Source organism: Methylobacterium sp. UNCCL125 (assembly GCF_900116795.1).
Taxonomy (GTDB): Bacteria; Pseudomonadota; Alphaproteobacteria; order Rhizobiales; family Beijerinckiaceae; genus Methylobacterium; species Methylobacterium fujisawaense.
Map to the genome: position 1 here is coordinate 115,534 of NZ_FPBW01000016.1, position 22,280 is coordinate 137,813.

Sequence of the window (22,280 nt, forward strand, 5' to 3'; positions counted from 1 at the left end):
GCGATGCGGACGGACCCCTTCACCGACACGTGGCTGTTCCTGATCGGGCAGCAGAGCGACGAAGTAGCCCTCGGTTGGGGGCGCTGGCTGGTCGCCGCCGGTCTCGCGCTGCTGATCCTGGCCAGCATCGTCATTGCGATCCGCGAGTGGATCGAGGACCCGGCCCAGCGGACCGGCCGCGATGTCACCCTGTGGGTGCTGCGCGTCCTGATCGGCGGCATGTGGTTCCAGGGCATGCTCTGGAAGCTGCCGCTCTTCTCCACCGAGAACGGGCTGTACTATTGGACCGGCGAGGAGGTGACGAACGCCGCCTTCGCGATCCACCGGGAGTTCGTGAAGGGCGTGCTGCTGCCGACGCCGAACTTCTACCTCCTGGACGTGCTGGTGTTCTTTACGGAACTGACCTTCGCGGTGTCGCTGCTGCTCGGGCTCGGCGTCCGGATCGTCGGAGCGATCGGTGTCGCGTTCGTCGCCCAGCTGTGGCTCGGCCTGTACCTGCACCCGCAGGAATGGCCGTGGACCTACGTCTTCCTCGGCGGCTTGATGGCCCTGTTCAGCGTCTTCGCGGCAGGCCGGAGCCTGGGCCTCGACGCCGCGCTGCGCCGCCGCTACCCCCCCGGCCTCACATTCGGATGGGCCGCCAGCCTCGTCCGCGTCGCGACCTGAGGGGCGGCGCGTCAGCCGGATGGGCGCCCCTCGCGGGACAGGGCCCGGGCGAGGCGCAGGAAGGTCGTACCGAGGACCCAGGCGGCGCGCATCCCCACCCGCCAGTCCCCCGAAACTTTCGAGGCGCCGCCCTGTCGCGGACGCTGCCCGACGGCGACCTCCTCGCAGCGCAGGCCCGCCGCGGCGGCGCGCATCAGCATCTCGAGGTTCCAGCCATAGGTCTCGTCCCGCATACCGAGGCGCTCCAGCACGTCGCGGCGGATCGCTCGGAACGGAGACATGTCGGTGAAGCGCGCGCCGTAGGTGAGCCGCAGCAGCCAGCCCGCGAGATGGCCGGCAACGATCTGCTGGGGGCTCATGGCGCCCGGCTCGCAATCACCAAGGATCCGGGAGCCGTGCACGAATTCCGCCCGGCCCGCGCGGATCGGATCGAGGAGGGCTGGGACGCGATCGAGCCGGTCGCTGCCGTCTCCGTCGACGAACAGGATGATACAGGTCTGCGGCGGCAGCGCGGCGATCCCAGCTTGGATCGCCCGGCCGTAGCCGCGGCGGCGCTCGAGGATCACGCGCCCGCCCGCTGCGGCCGCCAGCTCCCGGGTGGCGTCCCGCGAGCCGCCATCGACGACGAGGACCGCGTCGGCCCCGTTCGCCAGAAGCCCCGCAACGACGCCGCCGATCGCGGTTTCCTCGTCGAGACAGGGCACGACGGCCGTGACGAAGGCTGCTGCGGTCACAGGCTCCAGCGAAGCCCGCAATTGCCGCAGGCCTGCGGCGGCGTGTCAGAGAGCAGGGCGGCCCGGAAATCCGCGTAAGCCGGGCCGTTCCAGATCGCCCGCAGGGTGTCCTGCGTGGCGTCGCCGAGGGTGTAGTTCTCGTAGCCGCGCTGCGAGAACGGCGCGATGCAGCACGGCAGCGCCCGGCCGTTGGCGGTGACGTACATGACGTTCCAGGGCCGGCGGCACAGGGACCAGGGTGAGCCGTCGGTGTCGCGACGCAGGCTCATCCCCGGCTCGCTCGCCGCCCCCGAGGCCGAGAAGGTGAGCCCGAGGGCGAGCGCGACCGCCTCGGCCTCGGTGAGGTAGTGGGCCTCGTCCGCCTCCATGCGCTCGTAGAGGGCTTGATCCGGACGCGCCATACCGAGGGCGTCGTCAGCGAAGTAGACCAGCCGCTGGAGGTAGACCTCCTTCACGCCGGCCTCGGCCGCCACCCGCACGAAGGCGGGCAGCTCCGGCAGGGTCTCCTTGAGACCCGTGAGCCAGGCCGAGACCCGCGGCTTCGCGTGGCCCTCGCGCTCCTGCAGCGCCCGGAAGGCCCGGACGTTCTTCAGGATCCGCTCGAAGTAGTCCTTGCCGCGCACCGTGATGTAGGAGGCCCGCGTCGAGGCATCGAGCGAGACGCGCAGCTCGTCCAGGCCGGCCTCGATCAAGGCCCGCCCGTTCTTCTCCGACAGCACCGTGCCATTGGTGTTGAACAGGACGTAGGTTCCGCGATCCTTGAGGTAGCGGACCATGCGGGGCAGGTCCTTGACCAGCATCGGCTCGCCGACGCCGTGGAGCACGGCGCGGCTGAGATCCGGCACCTGATCGACGATGGAGGTGAACAGCGCCCAGCTCATGTCGGCCGGCGGCTCGAGCTCGACATATGTGCGCGGACAGGTGGTGCAGAGCAGGTTGCAGCGGTTCGTCACCTCCAGATAGAGGCAGACCGGCATGCGTTCGACGACGGTCTCGACCGTCCGCGGCGCCGCCTCGTGGTAGCGGCGCGGGTCGACGGCCGGCGCGGCGGGTTGCGTGGCCGTGTTCATCGGATGAGCCCGGAACGGCGGCGGATTCCGACCTGCACCAGCGCCGCGGCCGCCACCAGGGCGGCGAGGATCGCCGAGCGGGCGTCATAGGACAGCTGCGGATCGCCAGGAACGACGTCGTAGAGCATGAAGCCTCCCACCGTGAGGACCCAACCCGGAAGCGTGGCAGCGACACTTAAAAATGGCACGGCCATCAGGAAGTACCATGGGAATTCGGGCGAGAGCAGGAAGAGTAACGTCACGATCGAAAGATTGATGTCGCGCAGGCTCCGCTTCGGCATCCGGATTCTCCGGAACCCGGTGCGCAGCGCCAGCGCCGCCAGGGTCATCAGGCACAGGGTCAGGTAGATCTGGGTGTCGTGGGGCCACATCCCGACCGACTGCCGCCAGAGCCGCAGCAGCGTGAAACCCGAGCCCGAGGACAGGCCCTGCTCGTCGGCGTAGCCCGTGGCGAGGAAGCCGAGCACGCCGCTCCCGACGGACAGGTAGGGCAGATAGGCGAGCGCGATCACGACCGGCACGAGGGCGACCATCCGCCAGTCCCAGGGTCGCCACAGGCCGGGCAGCGCGATCAGGGCGAACGGCTTGGCCAGCGCCGCCAGCACCACCGATGTCGCGCCCGCGTAACGGCGGCCGACGGCCAGCGCCAGCCACAGACCGAGCATCATCAGGGCGATCATCAAGCCGTCGACATGGCCCTGGCCCGCGATCTCCCAGACCGGAAGTGGGTGCCAAGCGTAGGCTGCGACGCGGGCCTCCGACTGTCCCGTGAGGCGCAGCAGACCGATCAGGGCGAAGATCGTCACACCCTCGCACGCCACGAGGGCGACCTTGATGGCGAGCGGGCTCGCCGAGATGCGGGTGACGAGGAGGAAGAAGGCCTGGGCCGCCGGGGGGTAGATGGTCGCCGCGTAGTCGGCACGGTTGATGAACGGATAGACCTGCGCGTCGCGCAGGAATGTCAGCGCCGGGTCGGCCGGGACATAGCGGTAGGGGTTGATCCCGGCCCCCTGCACCATCCCGTCCCAGACGTAGCGGAAGATGTCGGTCGAAAGGATCGGCGGCGCGGACAGCGCGAGGAGCCGCATCGCGAGGCCGGCGCCGACAATGATGGCGAGCACCCGGGGTCCCGTGAGGTCGTCCATGCGCGCGGCCAGGGCGGCGATCACGCCGCCGGCGCAGGCGAGCGCCAGGAACACATCGTCGCCGAAGCCCCGAAGGAGCGGCATGCCGAGCCCGATCAGCACGGTTCCGGCGATGCCGAGGGCCGTCAGGCGACGGACAGGGCTCACGCGTCACGCCACTGGGTCAGCAGCGCGCGCGTCGCGGGCGCCTGACCCCCGACGAGGCCGTCCGCGGCGAACGCCGGCGGGATTCCCGCGATCTCGTCCTGCAGGAGGCGGAATGTCGCCGCGTCGTCGATGTCGTACCAACGGGGAAGCACCTTAACCTCCAGGCCGATGGCGGCGGCCTGCTCCAGCGTACGGGCCAGCACTGCGTCCGTGCTCCACGGGATGCCGGCGAAGAGTTCGGGATGATCGGCCTTCAGCCCGATATGCGTGTAGCCGCCGTCGATGGCGGGCCCGAGCACCACGCGGTCCCCGGACCGTCGCAGGGTGGTGACGGTGTCCGTGAGCAGCGATGCGGGCAGGGTCGGCGAGTCGGAGTTGATCAGCACGACACAGTCGTGCGCCTGCTCGGTCAGCAGACGACGCACGGCCGTTCCGAGGATGACCCCGAAATCGGATCCTTCCTGAAGCAGCAGGCGGAAGGCGGGCGGCAGGATGGCAGCGAGCTCGGCCTTCGATCCCGCGGGCGCATAGATGCCGTATCCCTGCCTGTCCAGCGCCTCCGGGACCGCGAGCACGACACCGGCGACATCCGCCAGGAAACAGGCAGAGAGACGGGCTGCCTTCTCCGGACCGAGGCGTGCGGCAAGGCGCGTTTTGGTCAGGCCGGGGCGCGGGGCCTTGCACATGATCCCGAGCGCTGCCGTCATGCATCCCCCATGTCGGCGCAGCGCCGCGCGCCCGAAGCTGTGATGGGACGATGCGTCCGCAGCAAAGGGAGAGCAAATTGTTGCTGGAAAGCCAAATCACAAAGTGCGATCGGGTATGGCTCTCGCGGCTGATGAGGATCTGCGGGATGCCTGCACCGGGCCATTCGGAGCCCGTACAGACCGGACGCATAGTGTGGCGCGAGCCTCCGGGAGAAGGGCTGTCCGCTGTTGCCATGGCCGCACGCGGAAGCGGACCAGCCGCTTTCGGCCAGCTTCAGCCAATCGCAGGGTGTCCGCTTTTCCGGTTCTGCGCTCGAAAACGGAACGGCAAAAATCCTGAAGAGTTTCGGTCGCCGCGAGGCGTACGAAAGTCGTGGATGAACGAACCCGCGGGATGGCGGGCGGTCCTATGGGGATTTGGGTTAGGCGTCGCCCCCAGGGGCGGGGCAACGGTGGGCAAACCTCGCCGGTTGCGAGGCTGAGGGCTGCCGGACTGGCGGGCCCCCGGGTCTTGGCGAAGCCGACCGGGGTTCGACGATCGCGGTTGCGCGGCCCATCCTGGCATTCGGCACACGGTGAGGCATGCCCCGGGGCGCGGCTCCGCGGGTGGTTGGCGGCGTCAGGCCATGCCGGGTCATGGCGAACCGGCCCGGTGCGACGTGGAGCGGAACGGCGGCCCCCGGGGCTGATGCCAGCCCGCGAAGGCCCCGACGATCATCATGGGACCGCCGCAGCAGGGGCAAGGCGAGCGGGCCTTGCCGGGGCTGTCCTGCGGATCGGGCGCGTCGGCGGTGGGGCGAGGCGGGGCCGGGACGCCGAGGATCGCGCGGATGTGGGCCAGGCCCGCCTTCCGGTTTGCGCCCGTGAGGAGGCCGTAGTGCCGGATGCGGTGGAAGCCGCGCGGCAGGACATGGAGCAGGAAGCGCCGGATGAACTCCATGGCCGACAGGGTCATGACCCGCGGCCGTCCGGCCTCGTCGCGCCGGTAGTCCTTGACGCGGAAGCTGACACTCGCCCCGTCGAAGGCGAGGATGCGTCGGCTGGAGATTGCGACGCGGTGGGTGTAGCGCGCCAGGTAGGCGAGCACGGCCTTCGGCCCGGCAAACGGCGGCTTGGCGTAGACCACCCAGCGCTTCCTGCGCACCGGGGCGAGCGCGCGGGCGAAGGCTCTGGGATCCGAGAGCGGAGCCAGGGTGCCGAAGAAGACGAGCGTCCCGGCCTCGTGGAGGGCGGCGAGCCCTTCGAGGAACAGGCGGCGGAACAGCATGCCCAGCACCCGCACCGGCAGGAGGAAGGCAGGGCGCGACGCGACCCATCGGGTCCCGTCCGGCGAGAGGCCTCCGCCGGGGACGATCATGTGGAGATGGGGATGGTGGGTCATGGCCGAGCCCCAGGTGTGGAGCACGGCGGTGAGACCGATGCGGGCCCCGAGGTGCTTCGGGTCGGCGGCGATCCGCATCATGGTGGTGCTCGCCGCTCGGAACAGCAGGTCGTAGACGGCGGCCTTGTTGTGGAAGGCGATGGCGGCGATCTCGGCCGGCAGGGTGAAGACGACGTGGAAGTAGCCGACCGGCAGGAGGTCGGCCTCGCGCGCGGCGAACCAGTCGCGGGCCGCCGCGCCCTGGCAGCGGGGGCAATGCCGGTTGCGGCAGGAGTTGTAGGCGATGCGCAGGTGGCCGCACGCATCGCAGCCCTCGACATGGCCGCCGAGGCTGGCCGTGCGGCAGTGCTCGATTGCCGCCATCACCTTCAGCGTGTCCAGGCTCAGATGGCCGGCCTGATCGGCGCGGTAGGCTGGACCGGCGGCGCGGAAGACGTCGGCCAGTTCGATGGTGGCGGCCGTCGTCGTGCCCGTCGTGGCGGGCATCGCCTCAGCCCGGCGCGGGCCCCTGCCTGTGGAACAGGGCGAGCCTGTCGAGGGGGCTGGTCACGGCCCGCACCGTCCGGGTGGCGACCTTGGCGTAGAGGGCGGTGGTGTCGAGCCGGCTGTGCCCGAGCAGAACCTGGATGACGCGGATGTCGACGCCGTCCTCCAGGAGATGGGTGGCGAAGGAGTGGCGCAGGGTATGGGGACCGACGCGCTTGGGGATCCCGGCCGAGCGCGCCGCCTCGACGACGACGCGGTGCAGCTGGCGCGTGCTGATCGGCCGTGTCCAGTCCTGCCCGGGGAACAGCCAGCCCTGGCGCTGCAGGACGCCCTGCCGGTGCCCCTCGCGCCACCAGCGCCGCAGCAGGTCCAGGAGATCGGCCGACAGCATGGCGTTGCGGTCGCGGCCGCCTTTGCCACGCTCGATCCGCAGGAGCATGCGGGTCGAGTCGACATCGCCGATCCGAAGCGCGGCGACTTCGGCCACGCGCAGTCCCGCGCCGTAGGCGAGGGACAGGGCGGCGAGATGCTTCAGGCAGACCGTGGCATCGAGCAGACGCCCGACCTCGCCGGCGCTCAGCACGTCGGGCAGGGTGCGCGGCTGGTTGAGGCGGACCAGCCCCCGGGCGAGATCGGGGCGGTTGAGCGTCTGGACGAAGAAGAAGCGCAGGGCGGAGACGATGGCGTTCATGGTCGGCACGCCGAGGCCGACCTCCTGCTGGGCGATCTGGAAGCGGCGCAGGTCGTCGCCGGTCGCGGTATCGGGTGATCGCCGCAGGAAGGCGGCCAGCCGCCCGACGTCGCGGATGTAGTTGCGCTGCGTCGCCCGGGAGAACCGGCGCAGGGTCATGTCGTCGATCAGGCGCTGGCGCAGCGAGCCGCCGGCAGCGGCGGGAACGGCGAGGATGGTCATGGGATGGCTCCACTCGAAGTAAGAGAGCCGGGATCGTCCGCCCGGGCTGGGCGGCGCTCAATTGGCGCAGGGCGCTCGGGTCAATCCGCCAGCCTCGAAGCTGCCACCCATCCCGCGCGAGCGGGTTCGTTCATCCACCCGTTGCGGACGCCGCAGGCAGGTACCAAGCGTCGGATCTCGATCACTAGACACCCGCAACGCGAGCACGACTGGCTCGTGTACGCAGGGTCGACGCGGGGAGCCACCACCATTCACGTGGTGTTCGGGGCGGATTTCTCGAGCGCTGAGGCTTACGAACAGGACAGAACCGCAGTCCGTCGCGGCGTCGAACCCGCCGGGTAACGGTCACGTCCATGCCGCCGAGGAATGAAACTCATCACTCCAGCCTTCCTGCCATTGATGGGCCGCGAGAGGCATAACGGATTCGTGGCGCGAGTGGCGGCGATTGGCCTCTTCAAACAGTCCGATCCCGCGGTTCTGGCAACACGGGCTCGCCGGCCCCCAGAAGCCTTGCGGCGGAATGGCGGCGTGCCGCTGCGAGACGACTATGAGGTGACATGATGGACACGGCTGAACCATTGTTTTCGATAGCCGAACGCGGCACCGCTTCGTTGTCATTGCTCGGATTGTTGAGATGGGCGCTAGTAATAATATTTCTATGGTTTGGGGGAATGAAATTTACGGCTTATGAGGCAGCAGGAATCGCGCCATTTATCGCAAATAGCTACCTGATGAGTTGGCTTCACACGCTCTTCGGAATCGCTGGAGCGAGTATGGTCATCGGGGTGCTGGAGCTGTCGACGGCCGCCGCGCTCATAGCGGGGGCCTTCAATCCAGTGCTTTCCGCACTCGGGGCGGCGATGTCGACCCTGACATTCCTGTCGACCCTCAGCTTCTTTGTGAGCACACCCGGTGTGGCCGAAGAGACAGCTGGTGGTTTTCCCGCAATTTCCGCGGCGCCGGGACAGTTCCTACTGAAAGACGTCGTCCTTTTGGCAGCGTCATTGTGCCTTCTATTCGCATCCGTGCGCAATCCGTGGCTGACACGGGCGAGGCGTTGAGTCTTCGAGAGCGCGAGCCGACGGGATGTGGAGCCGCCTCAAGGCTCACTGCACGAGTAGCGATCCAAGGCAAACGAGACCGTGTCTGAAGATATCCTGCCGAAATTGTTGGGCACGCTGTTCGTACAGGTCCACGCCGTCGCGTTGTGCCAGATCCAGCGGGGATGGCGCCTCTCCGAGAAGGGTGCCGCGGACGCCATCTACGTCCACTACGTGCTAGCCGGCGAGGGCACAGTCGCCGTCGAGGACCAAACGCCTGTCCCGTTCGGGCCGAATACCATGATCATCCCGCCGCGCGGCACCGCGCACACGCTCGGATTCCCGGGCGCGACGCGCACGGCCGCCGCAGCCGACGCGCTGGGCGCTCTGCCGAACGGGCTCATCACGCTCACCGCGGGCGACGGGAGCCGCGACATCCTGATCGCCTGCGGCTCGATCACGGCGGACTTTGCCGGCTCGATCGGCCTGTTCGACCGGTTGCGCGAGGCGATGGTGGAGGATCTCTCGAGCAACGACCGTTTGCGGCACGCCTTCGCGTTCATGGCCGAGGAGCTCGCCCAGCCAGGGCTCGGTACGCAGGAGGTGACCGCGGCCCTGATGCGACAGTGCCTCATCATCACGCTGCGGGTTCACCTGAGGGAGCAAGGGACGCGTTCGCCACTGTTCGACGCGCTGCGCGACCCGCGCCTCGTGCGGGCCGTCGTGGCCATCCTCGATGCGCCGAACGCTGCCCACACGATCGATAGCCTCGCCGCATTGTGCGGGATGGGCCGTAGCGCCTTCACACAAACCTTCTCGTCGACCTTCGGCGAGGGGGCGATCGAATTCCTGCAGCGGGTCCGCCTGCGGCTCGGCGCGCAGCTCCTGACGGCCTCGCCCATGCCGGTGAAGATCATCGCCGCGGGCGTGGGGTACGCCAGCCGCAGTCACTTCTCGCGTGCCTTCAAGGCCGCCTACGGCGTCGACCCGAGCGCCTACCGCGCCCGCAGCGCGGTGAATGTCGCGGAGGCGGAGCCGCTGCCGGGACCGGCGGACCGCCCAGAACCGCCGGGCGAAGCGGGGTGAGCGGGCAGGTCGCCATCCTGACCCGGCGAAGAGCGCGGCGGGCATCACTGGTGAGCGACCGAACTTTTCGGGACAGGCTCGGAGATCCGAACTTTGCGGAGTCAACCCGTCGCTCGAAAGCGGCAGCGTGCTCAATCGGCCGAATTTGGTGCTTTGGACTGGCGACGCGGCGCCGACGCGCTGTCTTAGCCCTCGTACGATATTGCCGTGATCGCCGCACGAGTGGGCATCTCTAGGGAAAGGTCTCGCCCAATCCCACCGCTGGGAAGCGAGAGGAGGGGCGCTCCGTCTCCACCCGCGCGAAGCGTTCGAGACCGCATATTCCGGGACGGGCGCGACGCCCTTCGACAGACACGAGGAACAGGATGACCGGCATCGCCTACCGCACCGTCGCCGTCGACGGACTCGACGTGTTCTACCGCGAGGCCGGGCGACCGGATGCACCCACACTCCTGCTCCTGCACGGCTTCCCCACGTCGAGCTCCATGTTCCGTGATCTGATCCCGCGGCTCGCTGACCACTTCCGCCTCGTCGCGCCAGACTTGCCGGGCTTCGGCCGCACCGCGCTGCCAACGCGCGACGCGTTCGCCTACACCTTCGAGAACCTCGCGAGGGTAGTCAGGCGCTTCACCGAAATGGTCGGGCTTGAGCGCTTCGCGCTCTATATCTTCGACTATGGCGCGCCCGTCGGCCTGCGGCTGGCGCTGGCTAAGCCCGACGCGGTCACCGCCATCGTTACGCAGAACGGCAACGCTTATGCGGAGGGCTTAAGCGCTGGTTGGGACCCGATCCAGCGCTACTGGCGCGACCCCTCGGACGTCAACCGGCAAGCCCTACGTGTACTCCTGACGACCGCCTCGGTGCGCTGGCAATACATGCACGGCGTGCCCGACCCCGAGCGGGTCTCGCCTGACGGCTCGACGCTCGACAGTCACTATCTGGAGCGACCGGGTGCGGACGAGGCACAACTCGACCTCTTTCTGGACTACGCGAGCAACGTCGCGCTCTATCCCGCCTTCCAAGCCTATTTCCGCGAGCGCCAACCGCCGCTACTGGCGATCTGGGGGCGCAACGATCCGTTCTTCCTGCCGACCGGCGCCGAGGCGTACCGACGCGACATCCCGGCGGCTCAGGTGCGCTTCCTCGAAACGGGCCACTTCGCCTTGGAAACGCATGCCGAAGAGATTGCCACGGCAATCGGCGAGTTCCTCCCCCGGGCCATGCGCTGAACCCCACGGATCGCCGACATCGTCAGCGGAGCACCGAGCGTGTCGCGCTGGAACCCGACCCCATTCGCCCGAAACCACGAAGCATCAAGACTGTCGACAGTGATCAATAATGCCTAGGATGCGCCGCCTCCATCCATTGCCCATCCGCCTGATGCACTGAACTAATGACCGCCCGCGCGTCCGAGGCCGATCGTTTTTGCGATCTGCGAGCGCTGCTCGGCGTAGTTATGGGCGACCATCGGGTAGTCCGCAGGCAGGCCGTAGCGTTCGCGGTAGCTCTGCGGGTGCAGCCCATGAGCCGTGAGATGGCGCTTGAGCGTCTTGTAGGTCTTGCCGTCGACGAAGCTAACGAGCCCATCCGGCCGCACGGACCGGCGGATCCGCGCTGCGTCTGGCTTCTCGGACGTCGAGCCCGGATATCGCGAGTGTGCCGCCAGTCTCCAAGCCAAAGCGTCCAAACCGGAAAAAGAATTGTAAGTACTTCGGATTAAAGACGGAAGGTCGCCGACAGGTACGGCGTTTTTGGAAACGTAGGCCGATACGATCCTGGCAGCCAGCCCCATCATATCAGCATCTACTTTGTGAGTGTTCTCAATCATGTTCGTCTATCTATTGAAATTGTGCCGATCTTCGCGGCGGCGAGTATCGCTGGGACCTCGGGAATGCAATCGAGTAGGGCTCGGAAAAATACAATTGGCGACAAATTTAGGACGCGCGGGATACCTGCTCTCGATGGTGTCTTCACGAGCAATCCTGGATAGTTCAAGATACCCACCGGCTGCCGTCGGCCCGAATTGCATCACCGGGCAAGGCGCAATCTGCGATCGCCACGACTCAAATCGTTCGGTATCTGGTCGCGCTTCAAACAACTTGGTCGGCCGCTGGTCGAGAACGGCGCTACGTCGGTCTCTCCCGGAGCCCACCGGCATCGCGATCGCACCCCCATCTCGGTTGGACAGATACGAGGCTCGCCGCAATCCCGTCGACCTGAAATCCTTGGTTAGCTGATCGCGCGCCAATCCCTCTTCCTTCAGGGAGAGGATGTCGGCGCGCGATCAGCTAAAGGCCATCAGCCAGCAACGGCGGTTCCTTTTCCTGCTGCGCCGACCGTCGCGCGACGGCCCGGCTGAAGCATCACGGGCGCAACGGCCGACACCGTCATCAGTTTCGAAGTCTGTGGGTCTGGAACAAACCGAACTCCAGGCGCCCACTAAATCCTATTGGATCATCTGCCCACGAATTTCGCCGCCTGGATGTTCCTTGGTATGAATGTTGGCATATACATGGCCAGCTTTGAACGCAGAAATATCAGCATCTGAAAGTCTCGCCATACCGTTGATCGGGTTATTTAACGGAGCTAAGATCGGGATCATTATTCCGGCGCTCTCGCTGGCCGAGGCTGGGCCATGAAAATGCCCTGCCGTTGCAGGACCGGAAAGGCCTTTGTATTGAATTGTGTAGGCTAGCATCTTCGTATCCGTATCCACTGTCGCGCTCACCGTTCCGGTACCGGTGGTTGTATTCGTCGGCACCTCCGACGCGCCGTTCAGAACCGCATGATAGGTGATCGTCTCAGCCTGAACGGAGAACGATGCCAAGCTCGCGGCGATTGCCGCAGCGAGACCGATTGAGCGGCTCATGTCATCTCCTTCTTCGTTTTCGATGGTTCGTCTTGGGATCGATTGTGTCGGCGACATTTTCCGTCACGCGATATGCAATCGGTGCAACCGACGGGATCGGACATGGATCGTAGACGCTTACGATCCATGTTGCCGCGGGCCGTGCATGGAACCGTTCCGTCCGACGCAGACGTCTCGCGGAGGTTATCGTCCGCCTGCATCACTAACAGTATTCATACCTGGAAGTTCATGAAATAACTGTGTGTTATGGATTTCATTCTCCGTAGTTGCGCAGCCTTTACCCTTTTGCTGCGCCTCGTACGAGGCGCGCCCGCGAGAAGGCGCTGGTCACTTGCCGGGACGTGCGGAGATCCGGATCGGTCGTGCGACCGCTTCGCTTGATGATCAGCCGTGTGGGACAGAACAGAGTGCTCTTCGCCGATGATGCCTCTTCGCGGCGATTGACAGAACCTCTCCGACCTGAAGGGCGGAGATTCCTGCGGCTCACGCCGCAAGTTCCTGTTTCATTGGGGCCGTACTCCGGGCTGAGCCCGGCGCGTCTGACAACCCTTCCGCAGGCGATCGCCGGGCATCAAACCCGGCCCTGACCGCGTGCCCCGCGGCCAGGATGTTCTGTGACGCGTTCGCGTCGCGGTCGTGCGTGACGCCGCAGGCATCGCACGTCCATGTCCGCACGTGGAGCGCCCGCTTCGGACCGACGACGCCACAACACGAGCACGCGCGTGCTCGGGAAGAAGCGGTCGATCGCGACCAAGTCGCGTCCGTACCAGATCGCCTTGTACCGGAGCATCGCGAGGAGCGAGCCCCAGGCCGCGTCGTAGAGCGAGCGCGCGAGCCGCGTGCGGGCCAGCCCGCGCACGGACAGCGTCTCGACGTGGATCGCTTGGTTCTCGCGGATCTATTTGGTCGAGAGTTTGTGGTGGTGGTCCAGGCGCGCGTCTGCGACGTGCGTGTGCAGGCGCGCCACCGCGCGCCTCGTCCTCTCCCGGTTGTTCGAGCCCCTCTTCTTTCGTGCCAGGGCGCGTTGCGCTCGCCGGAGACGATGCTGACACTGGCGCAGCCAGCGCGGATTGGCGACCGACGCGCCGTCTGAGGAGACGGCAAGCGTCATCAGCCCGAGATCGATGCCGATGGCCGGCCGGATGGGCTCCGGCGCGAGCGGCGGCTCGACCTCGACGCGAAACGCGACGTGCCATCGGCCCGCCGCGTCCAGCGAGATGGTGATCGACGACGGTACGCTTGGCAACGCGCGCGACCAGCGGATCGCCAGAGGCTCGCGCATCAGCGCGAGCGTCAGTTGGCCGTCACGCCAGCGGAACGCCGTCTTCATGAACGTCGCCGACTGTGGATCGCGGCGCGACTTGAACCGCGGCCTGCGCCCGAGCCGCTGGAAGAACCGGGTGTAGCCCGCTTCCAGGTGACGGAGTGCCTGCTGCACCGGCACCGACGACACCTCGGCCAGCCGAGGCCACTCGGCCTTCCAAGCTGGCAGGCGTTTCGAGAGATCGGCATAGCATAGGCGCTTGCCGCGCTCGCGCCATGCGGTCTCGCGCTCGTCGAGCGCGCGGTTGTAGACGACCCGCACGCACCCGAAGGTGCGCCGGAGCAGGTCTGCCTGCTCCGGCGTTGGGTCGAACCGGCACCGGTAGCCCGCCGCAAACGACGTGGCGGAAAGCTAGTCGTTCATACTATGTTCTGCAACGCGATGCGTCGCAAAAGGCGCTTGTATCCTCGCCCTGAAGGGCGAGGTCTTACGCGCTGATATGATATGCTCCTCCACACCACCCACGGCCGGGTCGATCGCACAGCGGCTGGAGGATAGGACGGCCAACCAAGCAGCCACCGTAGACGCACTTGATTCGGAGAGCCGCGAGATCCGGCCCGCTTGAGGCTCGTGATCGGCGGCGACGGCAATCAGGCAGCCACGCCGACGAGGGCGACGCCGGTGAAGCGTCGCGCATCTTCCGTCGAAAGGGGAGGGCTGAACAGGAAACCTTGCACGTCCGTGCAGCCCTCCTCCCGCATGCGTTCAAGTTGCGCCTGTGTCTCGACACCTTCCGCCGTGATCGCCGTGCCGAGATGCGCGTCGAGCCTAACGACGGACCGGACGATCGCGGCCGTGTCAGGGTTTGCGATATCCCGAATGCATGCGATGCCACCGGTCGGAGAATCAGACAGCATTGGTGGCGAGGGCCTAGTCCCCAGGCCGTCGCTCCCGCTCCCGCTGACGGGGGCGTGGGCGTGGGCGAGCCTCTTCTCGCTCGCTGTCAGGCGCTACTGACCACGGAGCAACGCGGCTTCCGCCTCCTTGCGTTCGCTGACATCCAGAACGAGGTCGACGAAACCGACCGGTTCGCCCTTATCCGGATCGAAGACGACGCGCCCGAAGGATTGAAGCCATCGTTGGGGGCCCGCCTCGGTCGACGTGCTGGCGATCTGATACTCGGCGCTGAAGGTGTCACGATGCTGGATAGCTCGCCGCGCCTCGGCCCAGACATGGGCGACGTCCTCCGGGTGGAGGCACGTGTGGCTCGGCTCAGGCTGCGGGCGGGAAGTTCGAGGGGAACAGCGCGCGCTTGGTCTCCTCGTCGTTGACCGTCTTGAACGCGTGGTCCTTGCCGACGGCGCGCGCTCGCGCTGCAGCGGGACGCCCGTCGACCACTGCAAATAGCCGCTGGAGGTTCGGGTAGGCTGCGAGCGGCTCGGCCTCACCTTTCAGCACGCGCTGGGCGCGGTCGAGCCAGCCCCAGGCCGAGATGTCGGCGATCGTGTAGCTGTCGCCGACGATCCAGTCGCGCCCGGCCATGTGGTCGTCCAGGACGCGATAATGCCGCTCGGCCTCCTGCCGGTAGCGGTTGCGGGCGTAGTCAAGACCCTCAGGCGCCGCGAACTGGAAGTGGACGGCTTGGCCCGAGAAGGGGCCGAGCCCGGACGCTACGAACATGAGCCACGAGAGCAGCTCCGGGCGGTCGTCCGGCGCGCCGAGGAGCTTGCCGGTCTTCTCGGCGAGGTAGAGCAGAATCGCGGTCGAGTCGAAGACGCGGGCCTTTCGGCCGCCGGGCACGTCTGTGTCCACGATCGCCGGCACTTTGCCGTTCGGATTGACGGCGCGGAAGGTGGGGGCGTGCTGCTCGCCCCGGCTCGTGTCGATCGGGATCGTCTCGTAGGGCAGGGCGAGCTCTTCGAGGAGCAGCGCGACCTTCGCCGGATTGGGCGTCGGATGGTAATAAAAGCGGATCATCTGCGTTCCTCTGTGCTTTGAATGGATATCAGGTCGAGCCTCTTCGCGTTCGATGACGCTGCGAGGAGGACGCCTCCGACGACGACCAGAAGTGCCGTGCCCTCGAGCGGCGTGGGGATCTCACCCAGGACGGGGACCGCGAGGATCGCGGCCACGACCGGGAGCAGCGCGATGACGGCGGTCGTGGCAGTCGCCCCGAGGAGGCCGACGGCGCGATTGAAGGCGACGAGCGCGACGCCGCTCATCATCACGCCTTGGTACACCGCCTGAACGACGAGTTCGGTCACGGAGGCGTGGCCGAAGCGGCCGAGCCCGAGCATCAGGTAGGCCGGAAGGTAAACGACTGACGACCACACGCAGATCAGGGCGGCGGCCTGGATCGCGGTCAGCCCGCTACGGCGGAACACGAGAGTGTAGGCTGCCCATAAGGCCGCAGCCGCCGCCAGTGCGAGGAGCCCGCCGGGGTCGGGCCGAGCATGCACGAGCGCGCCGGCCCCGAGGAGCCCCGCGAGCCCGATCAGGATCGTGCCGTAGCCGAGCCATCGCACCTTGCCCTGAGATTCGCGCAAAAGAATACGCGCGAAGATACCGGTGAAGATCGGCATCAAGGTCGGAGCGACCGCGGCGGCTTGCGCCGCCGAAGTGAGTTGCAGGCCGAGCGCGACGAGGAGCACGAAAGGCGCTCCCCAGAGGAGCATGAACACGAAGCCGGTCCGCCATGCCGCCGCTGGAAGTTGTGATCCCGGGCGCAGGACCGCGGGAGCGAGCACGATGGCACCGATCCCGAAGCGGAGGGCCGTGATATCCCAAAATCGCAGCTCGCGCGTCACACTGAACCGCGTCACCACGAACCAGCCCGAAAAGATGAGAACGGTCAGCACCGCCCAAGCGCAGCCCGCCAGACGTCCGGCCGCAACCCCTCCCTCTCTCGCACGCGGCTCGTCGAGGGCGGAGGGCCTAGGCACGGCCAGGGGATCGGCATGCACGACGTGCCGACGATTTGACGGGATCGCGTTCACGACGGATCAGGTCCCGCGGCCTTGAGCCGGTAGAGTTACGCTGGCGTAGCACCAGGTTCCGCCGACCCGGCACGGTAGACGCGGTCCGCCGTCTCGCACGAGAGCGTCCATGGTTCGGCGACGACGGCCAGGAACGGCTCGGCGCGGTACCTCGATCGCGACCTCGTGCAACGTGCACCAACCCGTACTTTCCCTGCGGGCGGGTCGGCATCGGTAGACCACAGGTTCTTGCCACCGTCCCATGGCCATCCTCTCGCGTCGGTGCGGTTATCTTCCACGAACGGAGATCGGCACACCGAGTTTGCGCGAAGCGCTCCGGAGTTTTAATACGTCCGTTCTAAAATGCGCAAGGGTCGCGTTCGTGACAGAAGCGGCGGATTGCAGGCACGGGAGACGCGCGATGGCGAGGCCGAGGCAGTTCGAGGAGGCTGCGGTGCTCGATGCCGCCATGCTCTGCTTCTGGCGCCAGGGGTACGACGCCACCTCGGTCAACGACCTGAGTGAGGCGACCGGGCTGACCACGGCGAGCCTCTACAACGCGTTCGGCGACAAGCGTGCCTTGTATCAGAGGGCATTCGACCACTACGTCGAGGGCACGATCGCCGACAGGATCCGGCGGCTCGAAACACATCCTGGGCGGGACGCGATCGCCACGTTCTTCCGCGAGATCCTCGATCGCTCGTTGGGCGACCCCGAGCACAAAGGATGTCTTCTGGTCAACGCGGCACTGGAGACGGCCCAACACGAGCCGGAGTTTCGGACGACCGTTGCCGACCATCTGGTCCGTCTCGAAGCGTTTTTCCGCGATCGCGTCGAGGCGGGGCAAGAGGACGGGTCCATCACGCGGTCGCTGCCGCCCGCGACACTGGCCCAGCACCTTCTGGGCTCGCTTATGGGCTTGCGCGTGCTCGCGCGCGCGCGACCCGAGAGACCGTTGCTCGAAGGCATCGTGTGCTCCGCGCTCGCCTTGCTCGATCGCCGCGACGGCGAGAGGCCTTGAGGGTTCGCGCGAAGACTCGATCGATGAATGCGGCGCCTCGCCGGTGACGGCAGGATTTCGCGCGGAACGCGGACGGGAGAGGCGTTTCGCGAGCTCGGAACGGAACGGCGATCGCGCCGAGCTCGCGAATTTGCCTGCACGAGCGAGGGGTTCGACGAGGGCCGGAATGTGCATGGTCGCGCGAGCGCTTCTAGGCGAGACCTGCCGGAACTCCCTGGCACTTCGCACGCCTTGGCGCGCCGGATGGCTCGGCGGCCCAATCGACAGGGCCGCCGGCCGCGCCGGGACCGTGGGACCCGATTGTGCCCGACAATTCGAAGATCTTCGCGGCCGACGATACGGCGATATCGCCCGGCTGAGCCGGGCGGCCCGTACGGCTCGCGGAACAGGTGCACGAGCCGCTTCGAGGCCACCCGGCGCACGGCGTTCACCCACCACGCGCGCGGTCGTCTCGTCCAGGATCTGCATATTGCGCGGCTCCCGCTTGATCCACGAACGGCGCCTCAAGATCACGATCGCGGGGAGATCCGAGGCGGTTCGGCAAGCCTGGGCTGGACCGGAAACCAAAGTCGTCCCCGGATAGAACGTCGGCCATCCGCCGTCAGAGCCCTCGCTCGACCTTACCGGAGATGCCCCTGAGACCGGCTTCGTAGATGCCGGAAATTGCCTTCCTGGTTCTGTCGTTCGGGGCACCCTTCGACTGAAAGTTGCAGGTCCACGTAACCCTCGAACCGTTGCCGGATTTCGCCACGTGAATCGTCGATCTATAGTTCGCGACCGGGAGCACGCCTTCAAGCATCGTATAGGTGTAACTCATCGCGCCATCGTCGCGGGCTTCCTGTCGTTCGACGACCGTGCCGCCGTCTTTGAGGGCGAGCGTGCGCAGCGTGTTGCCATCCTTCTCGGACAGGGCGCACTTTTCGACAGCCGGGTGCCAGTCGGCAATTCCGCAAAACTCACCGATCGCCTTCCAGACCGTCTCGGGAGCAGCGGCGATCTCGACCGACTTGGTATATTCCAACGCCGAGGCAGACGTGAACGGCGCCATCACGAGCGTCGCGGCGGCGATGACGCGCTTGAACATTCGAAATTCCCTTCGAAGCAATCTTATTTCTGAGAACCTCAAGTCGCAAGCATCGCTCGCTTGGCGCGGCGAGAATTGCGACGCCAAGAACTCAGGTATCTTCGACAGAACGAAGCGTCAGATTGATTCCGTACCATTCGCATCGTCGCTACGGGCTCGATACGACACGATAGATTACGATCTCGGCACTGGAACTTTCGATCGACGGTTCGGCGCGACTGCCTGCTCGGTGCGGAGTTCGACGAGAGAGGCTCTCGGTTACGTCCGCTCGGCCCAGGAACTTACGATTCGGTCGGAGCGGACAGCCGCACCTATTCGGCCCCGCCGCAGGAAGTTCTGTCGTCCGAGTTCTACTTTCCGAGAATTCTCGGGCACGCTCGTCCCATTCGATCGATAGCCTGTCCTCGCGAAACGGCTTCGAAAGCCGCACGTGGTCCCGGTCAAAAGTGATTTCCGGCCGCCGGAGACGATCGTCTCGCTGATCTCCAAAGAGCGCCTCTGGCCGTCGGCAGAAGCCCACGCGCTCGCGGTCGGAGTCGGCTTCGACTGCACCACATGACCGACGTGACTTTAAGAGATCGGGTTGCAGACGTCGCCGCTTGAGCACCCCGCTCGGTTCGAAGGCCCCCCGCAGGAGCTTGGGGAGCAGATCCCGTATGCCCGATGGGGTGCTCGGCGAGAACGAAGCGCTCGACGCCCACACGACACTCTCCACTTGAGCGAGATATGCACCGAAGCCGCACGCTTCGATGTCCTGTTGATAAATTGAGCGAAGGCCAAGCCCCCCAGTGCAGCGGCACGGTCCACATCGGATCCGCGACCGGATTTCGACACTTTCAAAGTTGGATCATCGCAGAACTGCAGTACCGCTGGAAATTTACCGCGGGAATGGAGTTGATAACACTTAGCTATTACCAAGCGGATATGACGAGAGTCGACGGGACGGTCACGGCAGCGTAACTCATCCGGCTGACGTTCTACGGTGAGCGGCAGACTCGACACTTCCGCAGGAGGGAGTCGATGAATGCGGGCACGCAACTTCTCTGCAATGCGGTCCGAAGAGCGTGTGGCCGGCATGATATCGAAATCGGCGTGAGCGGGTCCGAAAGACGCGCAGGGCTATGCTGAACACTTTCAAAGATCCGACCCGCGGAGCGCTGCATGCCACCGCCCACCACAAACCGGATCATAAGCGGTTGGAACGGATGGACTTTGCAGCGATCTTCGACCGCATACCCATAGAACTGGGCAGCTCGCGATGACCAAGCGCTACGTACCAAGCTCGAGCGTTCATTCACCGCACTACGGAAGTGGCGACGAAAGCGAAGCGGGTCCGATGCTCTCACAAGCTCGTCGCGGCGATCGGTAGGGCCATGTTCGAGTTTTCCCTCAACTCGACCGAGCCCGACAGTATCGCGCACATCATCCAAGTGGCGCTCGCGCCCGCCTTCCTGCTCTCGGCGCTGGCGACCCTGCTAAACGTATTCTCGACTCGATTGGGCCGGATCTCCGATAAGGTCAACGCCCTCTCCGCGGAGATCGACAGAGCTAGCGCGGCAGAAGCGACGCGCCTCATACGACGGTGCTCCTACCTGCGGCGGCGCTCCCTGTTGCTCGACGTAGCCGTAGTGCTCGCCTCGCTTGGCGGCTGCTTGATCGGGTTCGCGGTATTGACCCTCTTCGTCGGAGCGCTCCGCGATGTGGCAACCGCTTCGATTCTGTTCGCGCTTTTTGGAGTGGCGCTGATCTGCACCGTCGCCGCGATCGGCGCATTCATGGCCGAGATCCTCATGGCCGGCCGCGGTTTACGCGACAAAGTCGACCGCCAGCAGGACGAAGCGTTCACGCCTCGGTGATAAGAGCCGCTTCCTCGCCGACTATGGACGGGCCGGGGGTACCATCGCCGCGGTGTCGTTCGATCAAGCTCGGTGGCTGCTGGCCTACGCCGAGGCGATCGCGGCCGGCGCCCCCTTCCCGCCGATCCTCGACGCTGCCGATCACGGGCGTTTCCAGATGGGTGCGCCCGGCTTCCCGTCGCGGCGGCAAGGTAGTCTCTTGGCTGCCTAGGAAGTCCCCACACGGCGCTGCTGTCGCCTTCAGGAAACTGGCGTAGAGCGATGGCCGACGACACGCTGTTCGCCGAGTTCCTGGACCACGCTAACCGGCCCGATCCTATCCAATTCCTGCGCGGCTGCGCGAGACGCCGGTCTCGCGCCAGCGCGACGGCAGTTGCGTCGTCAGCACCCACGCAGCGATCCGCACCCTGCTGTTCGATCCGCGCCTCAGCTCCGACGACCTGCCGCCCGCCCGCCGGTAACCCGTTCAAGGATCTGATCCTCAACCCAATCAGTAACCGCGTCAGCACCGCTCACCGCCCGCTGATCTTCCGCGATCCGCCCGACCATGATCGGCTGCGCGGGCTCGTCATGCGCGAGTCCTCGATCTCGCGGGTGCTCGGCTTGCGCGAGCGTGTCGCCGGGGAGGTGGACGGCCTGATTGACGCCTGCCGCGGCCGCTCGGAGATCTGCCTTGTCGGCGACCTGTCCTACCCGCGGCCGGTGTCGGTGATCTGCACCCTGCTCGGCGTGCCCGGAGCGGACGAGCCGTGGTTCCTGGGCTGGGCGACGCAGCTCTCCACGGCGCTGGAGCCCGACGCGCGCTACGACGGAAATCCGCCGCAAGTCCGTCGCTGCCCTCGACGAAATCTCGGCTTACCTGCGTGGACTGATCCGCGAGAAGCGGCGCCGCCCGGCCGACGACATGCTCAGCGGGCTCGCCGCGCACGGGCCGGACGACCGGAGACAGATGAGCGAGTTCGACCCGATCGCGACGGCGGCCCTGCTGCTGGTTGCGGACACGAGACGACGGTGAACCTGATCACCAACAACATGCTGACCCTGTTGCGCCACCCGGAGGAGCTGGAGCGCCTACGCGCGGATCCGGAGCCCGCGCCGCGGGTGATCGAGGAGATGCTGCGCTTCGAGGCGCCGGTCCACTTCCGCACGCGCAACGCACTCGGGGCGATCGAGGTGGGCGGTCGGACGATCCCGAAGGGTGCACCGGTGGTCCTCCTGCTCGCCGCCGCCTGCCGAGATCCGTCGCGCTTCGCCAAACCGGACCGCTTCGACCCGGACCGAAAGGACACCCAGCATCTCGGCTTCGGTGGTGGTCTTCACTACTGCATCGGCGCGCCATTGGCGCGGATCGAGGCGGAGATCGCGCTGGTGGCACTGAGCCGGCGCCTCGTGGCGCCGCGCCTGCTGAAGGACCCTCCTCCGTATCGGCCCGGCGCCGCGCTGCGCGGCCCCGAACAGCTCGCTATCGGAATCCCGCCGACATGGCCGGATCCGCCCGTGCCCGCGCCGCCGGATCGAGCTGAGCGGAATTCTCGCCCCGAGCCGCGGACGTCCGCCTCCGGGAGGGGCTGACGGCCCCCGTTGGCGCCGCGACCCGCCACCGGACGCCGAGCCCGGCACTGCGCTCCCCACCCGCCGGCAGGGCGAGTGGTTCACGATCTGCAGCGTACGACGCGCGGACCAGCGCGTCGCCGCATGGCCACACCGAGGAGCCGACCGCTCAAAGGGCCGGGCGTCACCATCAGCAGCAGGCCGCGGCCGGCCGTCCACGTTGACGCCCTCCTCCGGGGCGGAGGGTCGCGCCTCGATCGGCCGCGACGGCAGCAGGCCAAGGCG

General features: G+C 66.8%; 18 protein-coding genes and 3 pseudogenes. 8 read left to right on the top strand and 13 right to left on the bottom strand.

What is annotated here, in order from left to right; genetic code table 11:
* The first annotated feature begins 3 nt into the window (after positions 1–3).
* Positions 4–666 carry a hypothetical protein gene (locus tag BM396_RS17620; RefSeq protein ID WP_043381352.1) on the top strand — a complete coding sequence of 221 codons (663 nt, stop codon included), beginning with the start codon at positions 4–6 and terminating at the stop codon, positions 664–666.
* Positions 667–677: 11 nt separating this feature from the next.
* Here BM396_RS17620 and BM396_RS17625 read toward each other — a convergent pair whose 3' ends face one another.
* From BM396_RS17625 to BM396_RS17650, 6 genes are all read right to left on the bottom strand, one after another.
* Positions 678–1,400 (bottom strand): glycosyltransferase family 2 protein, encoded by a 723-nt coding sequence (locus tag BM396_RS17625; protein ID WP_081948614.1) that lies wholly within the window; start codon positions 1,398–1,400, stop codon positions 678–680.
* Positions 1,397–2,470 (bottom strand): radical SAM protein, encoded by a 1,074-nt coding sequence (locus tag BM396_RS17630; protein ID WP_043381350.1) that lies wholly within the window; start codon positions 2,468–2,470, stop codon positions 1,397–1,399. The genes BM396_RS17625 and BM396_RS17630 overlap by 4 nt, the downstream gene beginning before the upstream one ends.
* On the bottom strand, positions 2,467–3,762 hold the full coding sequence (locus BM396_RS17635) for an MptA/MptB family glycosyltransferase (protein WP_051976005.1): 1,296 nt from the start codon (positions 3,760–3,762) through the stop codon (positions 2,467–2,469). The genes BM396_RS17630 and BM396_RS17635 overlap by 4 nt, the downstream gene beginning before the upstream one ends.
* Positions 3,759–4,469 carry a TIGR04282 family arsenosugar biosynthesis glycosyltransferase gene (locus BM396_RS17640; RefSeq protein WP_043381348.1) on the bottom strand — a complete coding sequence of 237 codons (711 nt, stop codon included), beginning with the start codon at positions 4,467–4,469 and terminating at the stop codon, positions 3,759–3,761. The genes BM396_RS17635 and BM396_RS17640 overlap by 4 nt, the downstream gene beginning before the upstream one ends.
* 634 nt (positions 4,470–5,103) lie before the next feature.
* Positions 5,104–6,336 (bottom strand): IS91 family transposase, encoded by a 1,233-nt coding sequence (locus BM396_RS17645; RefSeq protein ID WP_043381346.1) that lies wholly within the window; start codon positions 6,334–6,336, stop codon positions 5,104–5,106.
* 4 nt (positions 6,337–6,340) lie between these two features.
* The gene (locus BM396_RS17650; protein ID WP_043381343.1) at positions 6,341–7,249 is read right to left on the bottom strand and encodes a tyrosine-type recombinase/integrase; all 909 of its coding nucleotides are present in this window, start codon (positions 7,247–7,249) and stop codon (positions 6,341–6,343) included.
* A gap of 557 nt (positions 7,250–7,806) precedes the next feature.
* On the opposite strand from BM396_RS17650, the gene BM396_RS17655 reads away from it, so the two are divergent.
* The 3 genes from BM396_RS17655 (at position 7,807) to BM396_RS17665 (ending at position 10,604) form a co-directional block, all read left to right on the top strand.
* Complete coding sequence (locus tag BM396_RS17655; RefSeq protein ID WP_091994883.1) at positions 7,807–8,310, top strand: YkgB family protein; 504 nt, start codon at positions 7,807–7,809, stop codon at positions 8,308–8,310.
* 81 nt (positions 8,311–8,391) lie between these two features.
* A complete protein-coding gene (locus BM396_RS17660; protein ID WP_043381340.1) occupies positions 8,392–9,375 on the top strand; it encodes a helix-turn-helix domain-containing protein in 984 nt (327 codons plus the stop codon).
* Positions 9,376–9,740: 365 nt separating this feature from the next.
* Positions 9,741–10,604, top strand: coding sequence for an alpha/beta fold hydrolase (locus tag BM396_RS17665; RefSeq protein WP_043381338.1), 864 nt, complete (start codon positions 9,741–9,743; stop codon positions 10,602–10,604).
* Positions 10,605–10,765: 161 nt separating this feature from the next.
* Here BM396_RS17665 and BM396_RS17670 read toward each other — a convergent pair whose 3' ends face one another.
* The 6 genes and pseudogenes from BM396_RS17670 to BM396_RS17695 form a co-directional block, all read right to left on the bottom strand.
* Positions 10,766–11,203, bottom strand: coding sequence for a Ros/MucR family transcriptional regulator (locus BM396_RS17670; RefSeq protein WP_043381335.1), 438 nt, complete (start codon positions 11,201–11,203; stop codon positions 10,766–10,768).
* Between the two features lie 618 nt (positions 11,204–11,821).
* Positions 11,822–12,244, bottom strand: coding sequence for a CHRD domain-containing protein (locus BM396_RS17675; RefSeq protein ID WP_081948613.1), 423 nt, complete (start codon positions 12,242–12,244; stop codon positions 11,822–11,824).
* Positions 12,245–13,142: 898 nt separating this feature from the next.
* Positions 13,143–13,883: pseudogene (locus tag BM396_RS33390) on the bottom strand (transposase); the annotation flags it as partial.
* A gap of 275 nt (positions 13,884–14,158) precedes the next feature.
* Entirely contained in the window at positions 14,159–14,425 is a 267-nt protein-coding gene (locus BM396_RS17685; RefSeq protein ID WP_043381333.1) for an EAL domain-containing protein, read from the bottom strand.
* Between the two features lie 355 nt (positions 14,426–14,780).
* Entirely contained in the window at positions 14,781–15,485 is a 705-nt protein-coding gene (locus tag BM396_RS17690) for a glutathione S-transferase family protein (protein WP_043381331.1), read from the bottom strand.
* Positions 15,482–16,504 carry a DMT family transporter gene (locus BM396_RS17695; RefSeq protein WP_348273021.1) on the bottom strand — a complete coding sequence of 341 codons (1,023 nt, stop codon included), beginning with the start codon at positions 16,502–16,504 and terminating at the stop codon, positions 15,482–15,484. The genes BM396_RS17690 and BM396_RS17695 overlap by 4 nt, the downstream gene beginning before the upstream one ends.
* A gap of 433 nt (positions 16,505–16,937) precedes the next feature.
* Between BM396_RS17695 and BM396_RS17700 the strand changes: the two genes are divergently transcribed.
* On the top strand, positions 16,938–17,504 hold the full coding sequence (locus BM396_RS17700) for a TetR/AcrR family transcriptional regulator (RefSeq protein ID WP_348273022.1): 567 nt from the start codon (positions 16,938–16,940) through the stop codon (positions 17,502–17,504).
* A gap of 601 nt (positions 17,505–18,105) precedes the next feature.
* Here the strand turns inward: BM396_RS17700 and BM396_RS17705 are convergent.
* A complete protein-coding gene (locus BM396_RS17705; RefSeq protein ID WP_043381326.1) occupies positions 18,106–18,588 on the bottom strand; it encodes an SRPBCC family protein in 483 nt (160 codons plus the stop codon).
* 1,373 nt (positions 18,589–19,961) lie between these two features.
* On the opposite strand from BM396_RS17705, the gene BM396_RS17710 reads away from it, so the two are divergent.
* The 3 genes and pseudogenes from BM396_RS17710 to BM396_RS17720 all read left to right on the top strand — a co-directional run bounded on the left by BM396_RS17710 (position 19,962) and on the right by BM396_RS17720 (position 22,016).
* Positions 19,962–20,444 (top strand): DUF2721 domain-containing protein, encoded by a 483-nt coding sequence (locus BM396_RS17710; protein ID WP_043381324.1) that lies wholly within the window; start codon positions 19,962–19,964, stop codon positions 20,442–20,444.
* A gap of 7 nt (positions 20,445–20,451) precedes the next feature.
* Positions 20,452–20,655: pseudogene (locus BM396_RS17715) on the top strand (FAD-dependent oxidoreductase); the annotation flags it as partial.
* A 50-nt stretch (positions 20,656–20,705) separates the two neighbouring features.
* Positions 20,706–22,016 (top strand): annotated as a pseudogene (locus BM396_RS17720) (cytochrome P450).
* Positions 22,017–22,280 lie beyond the last annotated feature (264 nt).

Bases quoted from the DNA above. Each gene is read 5' to 3' on its own strand.
- BM396_RS17670 (WP_043381335.1), bottom strand. From the start codon at position 11,203: ATGATTGAGAACACTCACAAAGTAGATGCTGATATGATGGGGCTGGCT.
- BM396_RS17685 (WP_043381333.1), bottom strand. From the start codon at position 14,425: ATGCTGTCTGATTCTCCGACCGGTGGCATCGCATGCATTCGGGATATC.
- BM396_RS17620 (WP_043381352.1), top strand. From the start codon at position 4: ATGCGGACGGACCCCTTCACCGACACGTGGCTGTTCCTGATCGGGCAG.
- BM396_RS17690 (WP_043381331.1), bottom strand. From the start codon at position 15,485: ATGATCCGCTTTTATTACCATCCGACGCCCAATCCGGCGAAGGTCGCG.
- BM396_RS17710 (WP_043381324.1), top strand. From the start codon at position 19,962: ATGTTCGAGTTTTCCCTCAACTCGACCGAGCCCGACAGTATCGCGCAC.
- BM396_RS17630 (WP_043381350.1), bottom strand. From the start codon at position 2,470: ATGAACACGGCCACGCAACCCGCCGCGCCGGCCGTCGACCCGCGCCGC.
- BM396_RS17640 (WP_043381348.1), bottom strand. From the start codon at position 4,469: ATGACGGCAGCGCTCGGGATCATGTGCAAGGCCCCGCGCCCCGGCCTG.
- BM396_RS17675 (WP_081948613.1), bottom strand. From the start codon at position 12,244: ATGAGCCGCTCAATCGGTCTCGCTGCGGCAATCGCCGCGAGCTTGGCA.
- BM396_RS17665 (WP_043381338.1), top strand. From the start codon at position 9,741: ATGACCGGCATCGCCTACCGCACCGTCGCCGTCGACGGACTCGACGTG.
- BM396_RS17705 (WP_043381326.1), bottom strand. From the start codon at position 18,588: ATGTTCAAGCGCGTCATCGCCGCCGCGACGCTCGTGATGGCGCCGTTC.
- BM396_RS17645 (WP_043381346.1), bottom strand. From the start codon at position 6,336: ATGCCCGCCACGACGGGCACGACGACGGCCGCCACCATCGAACTGGCC.
- BM396_RS17655 (WP_091994883.1), top strand. From the start codon at position 7,807: ATGATGGACACGGCTGAACCATTGTTTTCGATAGCCGAACGCGGCACC.
- BM396_RS17650 (WP_043381343.1), bottom strand. From the start codon at position 7,249: ATGACCATCCTCGCCGTTCCCGCCGCTGCCGGCGGCTCGCTGCGCCAG.